Annotated in this window: 12 protein-coding genes; 5 read left to right on the forward strand and 7 right to left on the reverse strand. The window is 65.8% G+C overall.

From position 1 onward, the window contains the following. Positions 1-62: 62 nt before the first annotated feature. From DSAT_RS05940 to DSAT_RS15340, 4 genes are all read right to left on the reverse strand, one after another. Positions 63-929, reverse strand: a complete 867-nt coding sequence (locus tag DSAT_RS05940; protein ID WP_020885407.1) for a cell division protein FtsX — start codon at positions 927-929, stop codon at positions 63-65. A gap of 1 nt (position 930) precedes the next feature. After that, complete coding sequence (gene ftsE / locus DSAT_RS05945; protein WP_020885408.1) at positions 931-1671, reverse strand: cell division ATP-binding protein FtsE; 741 nt, start codon at positions 1669-1671, stop codon at positions 931-933. A gap of 29 nt (positions 1672-1700) precedes the next feature. Next, positions 1701-3974: a vitamin B12-dependent ribonucleotide reductase gene (locus DSAT_RS05950; protein ID WP_020885409.1), complete on the reverse strand. Its 2274-nt coding sequence runs from the start codon at positions 3972-3974 to the stop codon at positions 1701-1703. A 152-nt stretch (positions 3975-4126) separates the two neighbouring features. After that, the gene (locus DSAT_RS15340) at positions 4127-4375 is read right to left on the reverse strand and encodes a hypothetical protein (RefSeq protein WP_020885410.1); all 249 of its coding nucleotides are present in this window, start codon (positions 4373-4375) and stop codon (positions 4127-4129) included. 290 nt (positions 4376-4665) lie between these two features. Here DSAT_RS15340 and DSAT_RS05960 point away from each other — a divergent pair, with 290 nt between their 5' ends. Genes DSAT_RS05960 through DSAT_RS05975 form a run of 4 tightly spaced genes read left to right on the forward strand, consistent with a single transcriptional unit; the run spans position 4666 to position 6926 of the window. Further along, positions 4666-5469, forward strand: a complete 804-nt coding sequence (locus tag DSAT_RS05960; protein ID WP_020885411.1) for a PAS domain-containing protein — start codon at positions 4666-4668, stop codon at positions 5467-5469. A gap of 7 nt (positions 5470-5476) precedes the next feature. After that, positions 5477-5758, forward strand: a complete 282-nt coding sequence (locus DSAT_RS05965; RefSeq protein ID WP_020885412.1) for a hypothetical protein — start codon at positions 5477-5479, stop codon at positions 5756-5758. 56 nt (positions 5759-5814) lie between these two features. Beyond that, positions 5815-6381 (forward strand): DUF2085 domain-containing protein, encoded by a 567-nt coding sequence (locus DSAT_RS05970; protein ID WP_020885413.1) that lies wholly within the window; start codon positions 5815-5817, stop codon positions 6379-6381. Further along, positions 6378-6926 (forward strand): hypothetical protein, encoded by a 549-nt coding sequence (locus DSAT_RS05975; RefSeq protein WP_020885414.1) that lies wholly within the window; start codon positions 6378-6380, stop codon positions 6924-6926. Before DSAT_RS05970 ends, DSAT_RS05975 begins: the two co-directional genes overlap by 4 nt. A gap of 230 nt (positions 6927-7156) precedes the next feature. Here DSAT_RS05975 and DSAT_RS05980 read toward each other — a convergent pair whose 3' ends face one another. From DSAT_RS05980 to treS, 3 genes are all read right to left on the reverse strand, one after another. Then, the gene (locus DSAT_RS05980) at positions 7157-9190 is read right to left on the reverse strand and encodes a methyl-accepting chemotaxis protein (RefSeq protein ID WP_020885415.1); all 2034 of its coding nucleotides are present in this window, start codon (positions 9188-9190) and stop codon (positions 7157-7159) included. Between the two features lie 586 nt (positions 9191-9776). Further along, on the reverse strand, positions 9777-11273 hold the full coding sequence (gene malQ / locus DSAT_RS05985; RefSeq protein WP_020885416.1) for a 4-alpha-glucanotransferase: 1497 nt from the start codon (positions 11271-11273) through the stop codon (positions 9777-9779). A 21-nt stretch (positions 11274-11294) separates the two neighbouring features. Beyond that, positions 11295-14618 (reverse strand): maltose alpha-D-glucosyltransferase, encoded by a 3324-nt coding sequence (gene treS, locus DSAT_RS05990; RefSeq protein ID WP_020885417.1) that lies wholly within the window; start codon positions 14616-14618, stop codon positions 11295-11297. Positions 14619-14814: 196 nt separating this feature from the next. On the opposite strand from treS, the gene DSAT_RS05995 reads away from it, so the two are divergent. After that, complete coding sequence (locus DSAT_RS05995; protein ID WP_020885418.1) at positions 14815-15564, forward strand: hypothetical protein; 750 nt, start codon at positions 14815-14817, stop codon at positions 15562-15564. Positions 15565-15576 lie beyond the last annotated feature (12 nt).

The following is a 15576-nucleotide window of genomic DNA, read 5'->3' on the forward strand; positions in this document are numbered from 1 at the left end:
CGCGTCGGGACCGGCGCTTTCGCGGCAACGCCACAGACAGTGCTTTTGGGACGGCCTGCTAGCTATTCCTTGACCGCGACCCAGCTCGACACCAACCCCACGCCGATCAGCGCGCCGAAGAGTCCCAGCGCCTGGGTCATGGGCAGGAATTCGATGGTCACGAAGAGCGGCGCCACGTTCAGCGCGTTGTGCGCCACAAGCTGGAAACCCTTGAGCAGCAAGAGCGCCAGAACGCCCGCGACGAGGCACAGGAAGGCCCCGCCCGAGAGCATGGGAAGCTGGATGTAGGCCCTGGTCGCGCCCACTAGGCGCAGGATGTCCACCTCGTCCAGGCGCGAGATCTGGGCCAGCTTGATGGTGTTGCCCACGATCAAACCCGCCACGAGCCCGAGCAGCCCGATGAGTGGCCAGACCACGCCCCGGCTGACCCGCACCCAGGAGGTGGCCAGGTCCATCTGCAAGGGGTTGTAATGCACGTCGGTCACGCCAGCCATGCCCCGCAGCCGGTCCCTGATGCCCTGGGCCCAGGCCGCGTCGTCCTTGGGCACGGCGAAGGTGGCCTTGGCCGTGGGCGGCAGGGGATTCTCCCGGCCAGGAGCCAGGGAGCCCCGGCCGCCAAAGGCCTTGGACAACTCACCGAAGGCCTGCTCCGGGGTGAAGGTCTCAAGGCTCTTTAAGGCCGGATCCTGGCGCAATTCCTCCCAGGCCTTGGCCACCTGGTCCTGCGGGAGCTTGGCCTGCCAGTAGATCTGGAAGGTCACCTCGCCGCGCTGCTCCGTGACCACGCGGTCGATGTTGTGCAAAAGCAGCAGGAAGAGCCCGGCCAGAAAGGCGGAAAGCGTGACCGCCGCCAGGGTGAAGGCCTGGGCCAGGGGATGGTCGCCGAGTTCGCGGATGCCGCGCACGGCCATGCGGATGACGGAGCCCATCTCAGCCCTCCCCTTCCATGTCGGCCGAGGCATCCTGGTCGATGGGCCGCGAGAGCGGCTCCCCACGGCTCTCCACGGAGCACTGCGCCTCGCAGACCGTGCCGTCGTCCAGGTGCAGCACCCGCGCCTCGGGCACCATGTGCAGCACCTCGGCGTTGTGCGTGGCCATGATGATGCTCGCGCCGTAGGCGTGGAATTGCTTGAAGACCTCGATCAGGCGGCGTGAGAGCCCCATGTCCAGGTTGCCGGTGGGCTCGTCGGCCAAGATGAGCTTGGGGTTCACGACCACGGCCCGGGCGATGGCCACGCGCTGCTGTTCGCCGCCCGAGAGCCGCTCGCAGGCCTCGTAGGCCTTGTCGTCGAGCTTGAGCACGCGCAGCACCGCCCGCACCCGCCGCTCGATGAGGTTCCTGGGCGTGCCGCGCACCTCCAGGGCCAGGGCCACGTTGGCAAAGACCGTGCGCTTGGGCAGGATCTTGAAATCCTGGAAGACCACGCCGATCTCGCGCCTGAGCTTCGGGATGCGCGAGCGCGTAAGCTTCTTCAAGTCGAAGCCGCAGACCTCGGCCTTCATTCCCCGCGTCACGGGCAGGGCGCCGTAGAGCAGCCGCATGAGCGTGGTCTTGCCAGCGCCCGAGGGGCCGGTCAGGAACAGGAACTCGCCCTTGTCCAGGCTGAGGGAAACGTCCTTCAGGGCCCAGTTCTTGCCGAAGTTGAAGGACACCCGCTCCAGATGAACCATGGTCTACCGCCGAATCCTTGGCCGCGCCGCTAGCCGCACTTGGTGTAGCCGCAGGAGTGGCATTTGTTGCAGCCTTCCTCGAAGACCAGGACGCCGTCGCACTCCGGGCAGGAGGCACGCAGTGACTCGCCGTCCTCCTGCAATTGCTCGTCGGCCATGTAACGCTGCCTGAGCACGTAAGCCATGGCGTCGGGGATGGACTTGAGCAGCCGCTTCTTGGTGAAGACCGAGTACTCGCCGCCGATGCCCTCCAACTGCGCCACCACCGGCCTGACGCCGATGCCGGAGCGGAAGAGCAGCGAAACCAAGCGGCCGATGGCCTCGGCCTTGGCCATGCGCGACTGGCCGGACTTGCCGATGACCGCGAAGACCTCGAAGGGCTTGCCGTCCACCTCGTTGATGGTCAGGTAGAGGTCGCCGAACCCGGTCTTGACCTTCTGGGTGAAACCGTAGACCACGTCGGGCCGCTTCTTCACGTTCACCACGCCGTTGATGGGCTTCTTGGGCTCGGCGGGCTTGGCGCCGGGCGTCTCCCCGGTGCACAGAACCTGGTCGGCGCGGCAGCCGTCGCGGTACACGGTCACGCCCTTGCAGCCCATCTCGTAGGCCATCCAGTAGATGTTCCAGATGTCCTGCTGCGTGGCCTCATGCGGGAGGTTCACGGTTTTGGACACGGCGTTGTCGGTGTATTTCTGGAAGGCGGCCTGCATCTTCAGGTGCCACTGCGGGGCCACGTCGTGGGCCGTGACGAAGACGCGGCGGATGTCCTCGGGCACGTGCTCCATGTGCGCCACGCTGCCCTTCTTGGCCACGTCTTCCATGAGCGTCTTGGAGTGGGCCTGGGCGGCTTTGAGCGCCTCCTCGAAATAGGGGTTGGCCTCCATGAGGCGTTCGCCGTCCATGACGTTGCGCGAAAAGGCGAGCGCGAAGAGCGGCTCGATGCCCGAGGAGCAGCCCGCGATGATCGACAAGGTGCCCGTGGGCGCTATGGTCGTGGTCGTGGCGTTGCGGTAGGGTCCCTCGTTGCGTTTTCCGTAAACCGAGGTCTCGTAAGCCGGGAAGGGGCCGCGCTCCTCGGCGAGTTGGGCCGAGGCGCTCTTGGACTCGGTCTGGATGAACTTCATGATCTTTTCGGCCAGATTCAGGGCCTCCTGCGAGTCGTAGGGCACGCGGAGTTGGAAGAGCAGGTCCGCGAAGCCCATGACGCCCAGGCCGATCTTGCGGTTGGTGCGCACCTTCTCGCCGATCTGCGGGAGCGGGTAGTTGGAGGCGTCGATGACGTTGTCCAGGAAGCGCACGGAAAGGTGCACAACGCGCGCAAGCTCCTCCCAGTCCACGCCGTCGCGCGCCTCGGGCTTGGCCAGGAGCGCCAGGTTGATGGAGCCCAGGTTGCATGCCTCGTAGGGGAGCAACGGCTGTTCGCCGCAAGGATTGGTGGACTCGATCTCGCCCTGGTCCGGGGTGGGGTTGTCGCGGTTCACGCGGTCCAAAAAGACGATGCCCGGATCGCCGGATTCCCAGGCCTTTTGCACGAGCAGGTTGAAGACCTCGCGCGCCCTGAGCCTGCCCTTGACCTTGCCGGAATGCGGAGCCACGAGATCGTATTCCTCGTCCTTCTCCACGGCCTGCATGAAGCCCTCGGTGAGGGCCACGGAAATGTTGAAATTGTTCAGTTCTCCCTGGCGCGCCTTGGACTCGATGAATCGAACGATGTCCGGATGGTCCACGCGCAGGATGCCCATGTTGGCCCCACGCCGGGTGCCGCCCTGCTTGATCTGCTCGGTGGCGGTGTTGAAGATCTTCATGAACGAGATGGGGCCGGACGCCACGCCGCCCGTGGAGCCCACGCGCGCGCCCTCGTGGCGCAGGCGCGAGAAGGAGAAGCCCGTGCCGCCGCCAGATTTGTGGATCATGGCCGCGTGTTTCACCGCGTCGAAGATGCCGTCGATGGAGTCGTCCACCGGCAGCACGAAGCAGGCCGCGAGCTGCCCGAGCTCCGTGCCCGCGTTCATGAGCGTGGGCGAGTTGGGCAGAAAGCGCCACGAGGTCATCAGGCTATAGAACTCTTGCGCCAGCTCGGCCACGGAGTAGGGCGAGGAGGAGTACTTGCTCTCCTCGGCGGCGATGGTCGCGGCCACCCGCCAAAACATCTGCCTGTAGTCCTCGCGGGGCAGACCGTCCGGCCCCTTGCGCAGATAGCGCTTGGTCAGGACGACTTCGGCGTTGGGGTTGAGGCGCGGCTCGACCAGATCGGCCGGGGCGGACGGGACAGGCGTGACGCGGGGCATCTCGGGGGATTTCATCAGTAAAAACGGCTCCTTGGAGAAATATGCCGGTGCGATTGGCACCTACGGGGCTTGTATACACGGAAGCGGGTTCGGAGGGAAGAAGAAGGCGTGGACACCCGCGATGCGCGGGCTGAACGAGGGGTCATGGTCGTCGAAAGCGGCTCGTATCAGACTGTCGCGGTCGAAACCTGCAACCACTCGGGCCGGGCCATGGTGCGGCAGATGGGGCAGTACAGCCAGCCGGAGCACGATAGCGCCCGCTCGCTCACGCCGCACATCCTCGCGCCGCAGGTGCCACAGGTGTACAGCGGCTCTCCGGCGGCGAGCATACGTCCGCAGGTGGGACAATAGGCTTCCGCGCTAGGCAGGACTTCGAGACGTTTGCCGCCCTCGTCATGAGGGTTCTTAAGATTCATATTTCGACCATACTCCAGTCATGGGCCCTGTCAATCAGTTTCGCAAAAAATCCGCCCCGTGCCGCAGGTTTCCCCAACTTCGCAACATGCGTCATCCTTGCGCCCTTCCGGCAGTATCTGGAGAGAACCAAGCTTTCCGTCGCTGCGAGACGTCTTTACAAACGCAGGCCGTTTTCCTAGCGTAGCCTGGACGCAGTGCGTCCACATCCGCAGAGGCTCCCGAAGTTCCGGGAGCGGGATTCGAACGCGCCGGTTCGTTCCGGGCGCACCATGACGAGGGGGGGGTTCGCATGACAAACGGGCAGGTCGGCCCTTGCGATGTGCAACGCTCCACGCCGTCCAGGGCGGAGCAAAACGACGCCCTGGCCTGCTTCGAGCTGTGCGGAGCGGGGCTTTGGGCTGCGGACGCCGTTGGACGCTACACTCTGGTCAACGCCGCCTTCGCGGCCATGCTCGGCGACGACGGTCCCGAGGCGACGCGCGAGCGCGTCGTGAACATGGGCCAGCAGGTCTACGCCGATCCGGCCGACTGGGAAGCCTGCCTCGCCCTGGCTCCGGGCACGACGCTCGCGCGTGTCGTCCCGCTCTACGGCCGCGACGGCCAGATGCTGTTCGTGCGCGAGCAGGTCACGGTCTCCGGGGGGGCCGGCAGGACACGACTCTTCGGCGCGGCCATGGACGTGACCCGCTCCATGGGCGCAAAGCGCGACCTCGAGGCGCATCTGGCCATGCTGCGCCAGGTCATGGACGCCATGGCCGACGCCATGGTCCTGGTCGATCTGGATGGAAACGTGGCCCTGTGCAATCGGCTTTTCGCCACCCGCCTTGGCGCGGATCAGGACGCGAGCGGCGGCGCGCCCCTCTCCGGCTGGCTCGAACCCCTCGACCCGGCGGACGAAAGACACCTTGCCCGGCTGGCTGAAACCCCCGCCCCTTACAATATCATCCTGGCGGAACGCGCCACTGGCGAAATGCACTTCACCACGGTCACGCCCTTCACCGACGCCACGGGCGCACTTCTGGGCGCGATCCTGCTGCTGCGTGAAAGCCGCCTGCTGCCGCTTGGCGACGAAAACGGCACTGGCCGGAGCTGAGTCCGTCATGCGCAAACACCTCTTCGCCAAGACCGACTGCAATTGCCTGCGTCAGGCCACCTACTTCAAATGCGTGTTCTGCGGCGCGCTCGAATACGTGAGCCCCGACGAGGTCCGCCGACTGGACAAGTCCAGGGCCGTGTGCCCTGATCCGCGCGCCCCGGCCGTACCCGGGCCCGAGGCGTTCAGAGCCTCGTTCGGTGCGACCATCGACTGCCTGGCGCCGGACTGGGAGACCCACTTCGCCGCACAGCCGCCCACGAACTGCCCCGGCTGCACGACCGGCTGAGTATTCCCTGCCAGGTCCGCATTGCCGCTCGCCGCGCTCTGGGCTATGCCGTGTCCATGCGGGCCCAACGACAACCATCCTCATCCGCCGCCCCTTCCGAGCCCAGGCACGCCCGTCCGCCCAGGAGGCTTGCGGTTCTCGCCGCCCTGCTCAAATCCCTGCCCGTGTTGCTCGTCTGGGGAATCGTGCTTGCCGCCCTGGCCGCGCCACTGTTGCGGATGCAGGGCGACCCCACCTCGCGGGAGATTTACGGACTGCTCGGCGGCATCTGCCACCAACTGCCCACCCGCAGCCTGTTTCTGGGCGACGCGCGGCTGGGGCTTTGTGCGCGCTGCATGGCGCTTTACGGCGGCATGGCCCTCTCCGTTGCGCTGGGGCTCCTTGCCCGCGCCCGGCCCCTGCCCGGCTGGCTTCTCGTCGCCGGGCTCATTCCCTGCCTGCTCGACGGCCTTTCGGCCAACCACGGCCTGTGGAAAAGCGACACGGCGCTCAAGCTGCTCAGCGGCGCAATCGCCGGATCAACCATTGCCCTCTTCTGTCATCCACGCTATTGCCGAATGATCGATTCGCTCGTGTTCCGACTGGACCGTCCAACCCCTCGCCCATTGGGAGACGCCCCGTGAAATCCTGGACCTCGCTCGCCTTCGCCGCTCTCGCCCTGTTCGTCTCCGTCGCCCTGACGCACGCCCCGGCCCACGCCCAGTCCGGCGCCCCAGATCAGACAGTGACCCTGACCAAGGGAACCCCGGTCTATCTGCAACTGACGCGGGCGCTCTCCAGCGACGTCCACGACGAGGGCGACCAAGTCTATCTGGCCGTTACCCGACCCGTGAAAGTGGACGGGTATGTGGTCATTCCCGAGGGCGCCCCGGCCGTCGGCCGCGTCACCGAGGTCAGGCGCGCCGAGCACGAAGGCAAGGCCGGATTCATCCAATTCAAGGTCGTCAGCGTCACCGCCGAGGGCAACGTCAACGTCTTCCTGGGCTCTGGCATGGAGAGCGCCACGGGCGAGGACAGCGAGACCTCGACCACGATCTTCGGCATGGGCTGCTGCCCGTTTTTGCTTTTCGCGCGCGGCGACGAGGCATCCTACCCCGTCGGCACCGAGGCCGAGGCCTTCGTGGCCGAGGATGTATCCTTCCCGGTGCAGGGCTTGAAGCGCGAGTAGAAATCAGGCTTGATTGCGTCAGGCGCGGGCTGTTGACGAACACAATTCCACGGACCGCTCAAAGGCGTCGGATGCAAGGCGCAAGAAAGCGCCGGGCCCGACGCGTATAAAGACATACGCAAGGGGTCGGCGCTTTCGCAGCAACGCCGCAGACGGCGTCTTTTCAGCGGTCCGAGGCCGCCGCGACACAGCAGTCGCGGCGGCCTTTTTCAATCGAATGAAGGTGCGAATCAGCTCTTGAGGTCCTCGACCAGGGCCTGAAGCTCCGAGGCCTGACGCGCCAGATCCGAGATGGCCTTGGCCGATTCGGACATGACCTGGGCCGTCTCGTTGGAGATGCGGCTGATGTCCTCGATGGCTCGGTTGATTTCCTCGGAGGTCGCGGACTGCTGTTCGGCGGCCGTGGCGATGGAGGCCACCTGTCCGGCCGTGTTGGAGACGATGGTCACGATCTCCATGAGTGCCGCGCCCGAATGCTCGGCCAGGGTCGTGGACTTGGCCACGGCTTTGGCGGCCTCGCTGGTGGCCGTGACGCTCTTTCTGGCCTCGCCCTGGATGGAGGAGATGGCCTGGCCGACCTCTTTGGTGGCGCTCATGGTCTTCTCGGCCAGCTTTCTCACCTCGTCCGCGACCACGGCGAAGCCGCGCCCGGCATCGCCCGCGCGGGCCGCTTCGATGGCCGCGTTCAGGGCCAGAAGGTTGGTCTGGTCCGCGATGTCCTCGATGACCCCGATGATGCGGCCGATGTCCTCGGCCTGCCTGCCGAGCCCTTCCATGCTCGTTTGCAGCGCCTCGGCCTGCGCCTTCACGTCCTCGATGGCCGCGATGACCTCGCGCACGGACGTCTCGCCGCCCTGGGCCTTGCCCTTGGCGTTGTCCGCATCGGCCGCCGACTGCGAGGCGTTACGCGCCACCTCGATGACCGTGGCGTTCATCTCCTCCATGGCCGTGGCCGTCTCGGCCACGCGGTGCTTCTGTTCCTCCGAACCCCTGGAAGCCTGCTCCACCTGGGCGCTCAACTCCTCGGAGGCCGAAGTCATACGCTCCACGATTCCCTCGATGCGACCGGCCGCCTGGAGCATGCCCTGCCGCTTGGCCTGCTCGGCCTCCTTCCTGGCCTGCTCGGCCTCGGCCGTGGCCTGCCTGGCCTTTTCCGTCTCCTGGGCCGCGAGGCGGCTCTTTTCCTCGGCCTCCTCCATCTTGGCGATGAGCGAGTCCACCATCTGCTGGATGCTGACGTTCAGCTTGCCGATCTCGTCCTTCTGGTCGATGCCGGACGTGGCCTTGAGGTCGCCCCCGGCCACGGCCCCGGCAAAGGCCATCAGACGCCTGACCGGCCCGGTGACGACCCGGCTGATGAGCAGGGCCGCGATCACGCCAACGAAAAGGAAGGCGGCCGAGGCCCAGGCAATGGCGCTCCTGAGCGCGTACACGTCGGCCATGACGTCGTCCTTCACGGCTCCCACGGCGATGGACCATTTCGTGCCGGGGATGGGCGCGTAGCCGAAATAACGGTCGCTGCCCGCAAAATAGTACTCGTCATAGCCGCGCTCGCCCTTTGTCATGCGCTGCAGCATCTGGGCGAGGCGGGCGAACTGAGGATCCGTCCTGGCTTCCTCGATGAAGTTACGCTGGTCGAGCACGTATTGGCGGTTGCCGTGGGCGATGAGCGTGCCCTTGCCGTCGATGATGTAGGAGTAGCCGGTGCGGCCGTATTTGATCTCGTCCGTGATCAGGCTGAACATGGTGGCGTCGAGCCGGGCGATAAGCACGGCCGCCACCTGTCCCCGCTCGTTGCGGATGGGCGCGGCCGTGATCATCACCGGCGAGTTGGTCACCCGGCTGATGATGACGTCCGAGGCCACTGTTTCACCGGCCATGGCGGCCTTGAAGTAGTCGCGGTCGCCGAGGTCTGCGGTCGATCCGTCCGGATAGCGCGCCTGCCCGTTCGGGGCGATGATGCCCATGCCCAGGTAGCCAAGCCGTTTGGTCTCGTCTTCCAGGGCCGGGGCCTGCAGGCTCCAGTCCATGGACCGCACGACGTGCCGGTTGGCCACGCCCTGCACGGCCAAAAGATGGTAGTCCAGGCGGCTGCGCACGAGCTTGGCGCCCTCTTCGGCCATGGTGGGCATGTTTTCGTGCACGGCATTGGTGACTGCGGTCGAGGCCCGGTCGTAGGCGATGTAGCCAAGCCCCCCGCAGACCAGGACAAGCAGAAGCGACAAGCTGCCGATGAGTTTTGCGCCGATGGGAATGTTCTTCATGATGACGCTCGTAGTGTTGCAGGATTGCGCGAGACCGGATCGGACAAGCTCCCTCGCCCGGTTCCGCGTTGCCGGACGCGCATGCCATATCCGGGCTTCACGCCCGATCGAACCCCTCACGCCGATGAGATGAAAACGTAATAATAACGCTACCCGATGCGCGAATTAAGTCAATGGCATGGGTAAAGAATTTCACTACGGGACGGCGCTTTCGCTCTGTCTCCCGCGCCTGACGAAACAAAGACCCCGAGCGGATGCGCGGGGTCAGGCTGTTGAAAACAATCCCATCTGCTGCGTTGCCGCGAAAAGCTCAAATCCTCGCGTATTGCAAATACGCATCGGCCTTGAGCTTTTCTTGCGCCTTGCATCTGAGCCTTTTTAAACAGCCTGGAAAAGGGGTTTGTCAACAATTTCGGGGCTTCGCAGTCCGCATCGGTCGGGGGCGGCGTTTTCCTCTCACCAGCGGAAAGGGATACCCTTTCCGTTGGGAGGCGACCGTATGCCCTGGAAAACCGATAAAGGCAAGCGGTATTCAGCACCCGTGGGAAGGCCCGTCCGGCGCGGAGTCCAGGGCGTTCGGCCCTGTTCAGCAGCGGCCGAAAAGTTCGGTCATGGCCCGCAGGCGGCTCTTCAACTCGCCGCCCAACTGCTCCCAGGAGAGCCGCCATTCCCAGTTGCCCTTGGCCTTGGAGGGCGTGTTCATGCGGCCGGACTCGTCCAGGGAGAGCAGATCCTGCATGGGGCACAGGGCAAAGGCCGCGCACGAAGCCCAGGTCAGCCGGATCAACTCCCAGGCGGCCTCGCGTTCGCCGAAGACCCTGCCCGCATAGGCGAAGAGGCGGCGGCGGTCTTCCTCGCTGGTTTCGTGCGCAAACCAGCCGCGCGAGGTGTTGTTGTCGTGCGTGCCGGTGTAGGCCACGGCCCGGCGCACGTGGTTGTGCGGCGCGTCGAGGTTCTCGCCGATGCCGGGGCCGAAGCAGAACTGCACGATGCGCATGCCCGGCAAATTGAACGTATCGCGAAGTTCGCGCACGTCCGGGGTGATCACGCCCAGATCCTCGGCAATGATGGGCAGGCTCGGAAAGGCCGCCTCCAATTCCGAAAAGAATTCCATGCCCGGCGCGTCCACCCACTCGCCGTTCACGGCCGTCTTCTCCCCGGCCGGGATCTCCCAGTAGCCCGCGAATCCACGGAAATGGTCGATGCGCACGAAGTCGTACAGGGAGAGGTTGTGGCGCACGCGCTCGATCCACCAGTCGAAGCGGCGCTCGCGCAGCCGCGCCCAGTCAAAGACCGGATTGCCCCAGAGCTGCCCCGTGGCCGAAAAATAGTCCGGCGGCACCCCGGCCACGGCCGTGGGCTGCTTGTCGTGGTCGAGCTTGAAGCAGTCGGTGTTAGCCCAGACGTCGGCCGAATCGTAGGTTACGTAGATGGGCGCGTCGCCCACCAGATGGATGCGCCGCTCGCGGAGCATTTTCCTGAACTCCTGCCACTGCGAAAAAAAGAGGTACTGCTCGAAGCGCATGTATTCGACGGTCGCGGCCAGACGCTCGCGCGCGGCGTCGAGCGCGGCCGGATCGCGGTCGCGCAGTTCGCTTGGCCACTCGCTCCACATGCGGCCGCCCTGCTCGGCCTTGATGGAGGCGAACAGGACATAGTCGTCGAGCCAGTACGCCTGGTCACGGCAGAAGCGGGCATAGAACGGGTCATCGGCCAGCCGTTTCCGGTTGTCCTTGAAGGCGGCGTAGAGAAGGCCGAGCTTGTAGACCTCCACGGCCGGATAGTCGCAACGCTCGCGGGGAAAGGCCGGGTGGTCGGCCAGGGCCGAGCGGGGCAGCCAGCCGTCCTCCACGAGCTTGTCCGGGCTTATGAGCAAGGGGTTGGCCGCGAAGGCCGAGAAGGACGAATAGGGCGAGTTGCCGATAGCCGGGGATGTCGGGCCGATGGGCAGGATTTGCCACAATCCCTGGCCGGACTCGGCCAGGAAGTCCGCGAACCAGGCCGCTCCCGGTCCCAGGTCGCCGATGCCGTGTTCCGAGGGCAGACTCGTGAGATGCAGAATGACGCCGCTTTGCCGGTGCATGGTCTCTCCTTGGGATGGCCGCTAGCGTTCGAGCATGCGGCGGATGGTGTGCAGGGACGGGCGAAGCTCCTCGCCGGGGCTCTCCTGCGCGAGGCGGGAAAGCTCGGCCAGGGCCTTCTCCAGAATGTAGGCGTCGAGCATGGCCGCCATGTCCGCCCTGGAATCGGGGATTATGGCCGCCTCTCCCGCCTCGTCCAGATAGGCGGAGAGGAAGGCTCCGAAGGCCGCCGCAAGCCAGGCGTCGCGCCAGGGCGCGAGGCGGTCGCGGTCCTCGGGCCTGACTTGGCCGCTTTGGTGCAGCGCCTCCCAGGCCAGGGCCGAGAGCGAGCGCTGCACGTCGGCCACGTCGCGGAAGGGCGAGCGCTTGAGGCGGCGCTGGGGCAGGGGCTTTTCAGGCTTGCCCTCGAAATCGATGAAGACCACGTCGCGTCCGGTCCACAGCATGTGGGCCAGATGCAGATCGCCGTGCACACGAGTCTTTTGGCACCTGATCTTGTGGTCCGCGAAGGCCCGAAAGACCTCCAGAAGCTTCTCGCGCCCGGCCAGTACCTCGGCGGCCCGTTCCGCAAGCCTGTCCGAGAGGCCCGGCAAGACCTGGGCCAGCCGCTGCAAGGCGCGCTTCATGACGCTTTGCATGGTCTGGTAGGCCGAGCGCTGGTACAGGCGCGAGAAGGGCTCGGGCGCGAAGGCGGGATCGTTCGTTTCGCGGGCCAGGGCCAGATGCATCTGGGCCGTGCGCCGACCGCACAGGGAGAGGAATTCGAGGTCGCCGTCCGCGATGAGTCCGCGTGCCGCTTCGGGCAGCGGGGCCAGGGCCGCGGCCACGGGCGAGGCCAAAACGCGCGGTGCGCGCACGGCGTCCGGCGCGGCGGCCAGAACGCGCTCGAAAAAGCGCGAGAGCGCCCCCCGGCAGACATGGGCCGCGTCCGACTCGGCCACGGCGTATTCCTTGAGCACGGCCACGGTCACGGCGTCGTCCGCGCCGGGCACATGGTAGCGCAGGCTGCCCGCGATGGCCGGGGTGTGGTCGAACCCTGCCTGCTCGCGCAGGTAGCGCACGATTTCCACGTCGGGGTTGGGCCCTTCCTCGGCCTGACGGAAAATCTTCAGGCACCAGGCGTCGCCGAAGAAGACGATGGTATTGATGCGCTGGCTGACGAAATGCGAGGTTTTGCACTCGTCGCGCACCGCCAGGGCCTTTCTCGCCAGCGCGCCCACCACGTCCACGGAAAGCTCCCCGGACCAGCCGCGCATGCGCCTCCGCCGCGAGGCGAGTTCGAGCAGCCCGCCGCAGGGTTCGGCCAGGGGCAGTCCCTCGGCCAGCAAGGTTTGGCCGTGGTGTTGCTCGGCCGGGGCGAAGACGCACAACACGTCGCGCGGCCGCTCGGCCATGACCTTGTCCGCGCTCTCGCCCTGGGCCAGAAAAACGACCAAGGTGAAGAGCTTGGGCGCATGCGCCGCCGAGAACGCGCGGCAGATCAACACCCAGGCGGGCGCGCGCGGCGAGCCCACGGGCAGCACTTCCAGAAGATGCATGGAGCGCAGCTTCTGATCCGGGGCCAGCCAGCCCCGCCTTGTCACGTAGCCCGCCAGAATCTCGCGCTCCAGGGCCTCGCGCACGTCGCGGTCGAGGAAGCCGCCGGGCGGGGGAAGCTCCAGGTGGGGCATCGCGGCCGCGCGCGCGTCCTCTTCCTCGGGCACGAGCGAAAAGACGTAGTAACCGTGGGGCCCCAGGGTGAAAGCGTAGGGCTCGGTCCGCACGGGCGGGAAGCTTTGGCGCGAGAACACCTCCTCGGGCACGCGGCCCGCCCAGGCCGAAAGGTCGAGGTCCACGATCTGGGGATGGCGCGAGAGATTGACCACCACCAGCAGGGCCTCGTCGCCGTGGACGCGCACGTAGGCCAGGGTCTTCGGGTTCTTCCCGGAGACGATCTCCATGTTGCCCCGGCCAAGGCTCCTGAAGCGCCTGCGCATGGCGATCATGCCCTTCATCCACCACAGCAGCGAGGAGCGGTTGCGCTCCTGGTTCTCCGCGTTCACGGCCTCGTAGTGGTATTCGGGATCGATGATCACCGGCAGGTAGAGGCGCTGCGGGTTGGCGCGCGAGAACCCGGCGTTGCGGTCGGCCGACCACTGCATGGGCGTGCGCACTCCGTCGCGGTCGCCCAGGTAGTAGTTGTCGCCCATGCCCATTTCGTCGCCGTAGTAGAGCACCACCGAACCCGGCAGGGTGAAGAGCAGGACGTTCATCAATTCGATCTTGCGCCGGTCGTTCTCCAGAAGCGGGGCCAGGCGACGGCGGATGCCCAGGTTGATGCGCGCGCGCGGATCGCGGGCGTACATGCGGTACATGTAGTCGCGCTCCTCGTCCGTGACCATCTCCAGGGTCAATTCGTCGTGATTGCGCAAAAAGAGCGCCCACTGCGCGGTCTCGGGAATGGCCGGGGTCTGGTCCAGGATGTCCACGACGGGAAAGCGGTCCTCCATCTGCACGGCCATGAACATGCGCGGCATGAGCGGGAAGTGGAAGGCCATGTGACAGGCCTTGCCCTCGCCGAAATAGGCGACCGCGTCCTCTGGCCACTGATTGGCCTCGGCCAGGAGCATCTTGTTCTTGTGTCGCCTGTCCACGTGCGCCCGAAGCTCCTTCAGGTACTCGTAGGTCTCGGGCAGGTTCTCGCAGTTGGTGCCCTCGCGCTCGAAGAGGTAGGGAATGGCGTCCAGACGCATGCCGTCCACGCCCATGTCGAACCAGAAATCCATGACCCGCATGACCTCGCGCCTGACGTGGGGTGAGTCGTAATTCAGGTCGGGCTGGTGCGAGTAGAAGCGGTGCCAGAAATAGGCCTTGGCCACGGGGTCCCAGGACCAGTTGGAGGTCTCGAAATCCTTGAAGATGATGCGCGCGTCCTGGTAGCGCTCGGGCGTGTCGCTCCAGACGTAGAAGTCGCGGTGCACCGAGCCGGGCTTGGCGCGCCGGGCGCGCTGGAACCAGGCGTGCTGGTCCGAGGTGTGGTTGATGACCAGTTCGGTGATGACCCGGATGCCGCGCGCGTGGGCGGCGCGCAAGAAAGCCTTGAAGTCGCCCAGGGTGCCGTAGTCCGGGTTCACACGCATGAAGTCGGCGATGTCGTAGCCGTCGTCCTTCAGAGGCGAGGGATAAAAGGGCAGAAGCCACACGGCCGTGACGCCGAGGTCGGCCAGATAGTCCAGGCGCGAGGTCAGCCCCCGGAAGTCGCCGATGCCGTCTCCGTCGGAGTCGGCGAAGCACTTGACGTGCACCTCGTAGATGATGGCGTCCTTGTACCACAAGGGATCGTTGCCGAGCGTCGTGACCTTGGGCATGCAGTCCTCGCCGGGTTGTCGGTCGTCGAACAAGGGGCCGGAATGTGAACGTGTAGCGCGACCCGCCCGCGAATTCAAGGCATGGCCGCCTGAAACGGATGAATCCGCCGGGCACGGTTGCCATCCGCTTCGCGATGGAGCTATAGGTTCATGATGAGCGGGCGGTCTTTTGCGGCCCGCGCAGCAAAGGACAGCCATGGACGTCATCCGGGGAGTCTTCTCCACCACGGCCGACAACGGCTCGGGCAAGAAGCCGGGCAAAAAGACCTACTGGCTCGTGCGCGAGCAGCCAGATGGCACCTTCGCGGCCCAGGCCATGAATAGGAACTTCGTGCCCATGGGCGAGAACAGGACCGTGGCGCGCGAGGAGTTCCTGGCCCGCTTCGAGCCGGAGCCTGAGTTTTACGTCAAGAGCGTGGCCCAGAAGAAACTCGAACTCGACGACATCCTGGGCCTTGGCGTGGGCGGCGAGCAGAACCTGCCCCTGGCGGGCATGGACTTCGGACAGGCCCAGCGGATCAACGAGGAAAACATCACGGCCAACTTCAACCAGGGGATGCTCTTTCTCGACGCGGGTAACGCGGGCAAGGCGCAGGACGTGTTCCAACGCATCCTGGACCTGACCGCGCCTTTCGAGGCGCAGCACAAGCACCTCTTCAACTCCCTGGGCATCCGCCTGCGCAAGCGCAACCTCTTCGATCTGGCGCTCAGATACTACGATCGGGCAGCGAACCTGGCCCCGGACGACGAGAACATCCACCACAACATGGCTCGCGCCCTGTTCGAGAAGGGCGAGATCAAGATGGCCATGGACCGGCTGATGAAATCCCTGGAGATCAACCCGTCCCAGCACGAATCCAAGCGGTTCGTGCGCTTCCTGAAGAACCGCTACCTTGGGCCCTCCACGGCCAAGGTCCGGGTCTTCCGAAAGCCGTTCGAGGACTGAAAACCGGGCGGC

The sequence above is a fragment of the Alkalidesulfovibrio alkalitolerans DSM 16529 genome (genome assembly GCF_000422245.1).
Lineage (GTDB): Bacteria > Desulfobacterota > Desulfovibrionia > Desulfovibrionales > Desulfovibrionaceae > Alkalidesulfovibrio > Alkalidesulfovibrio alkalitolerans.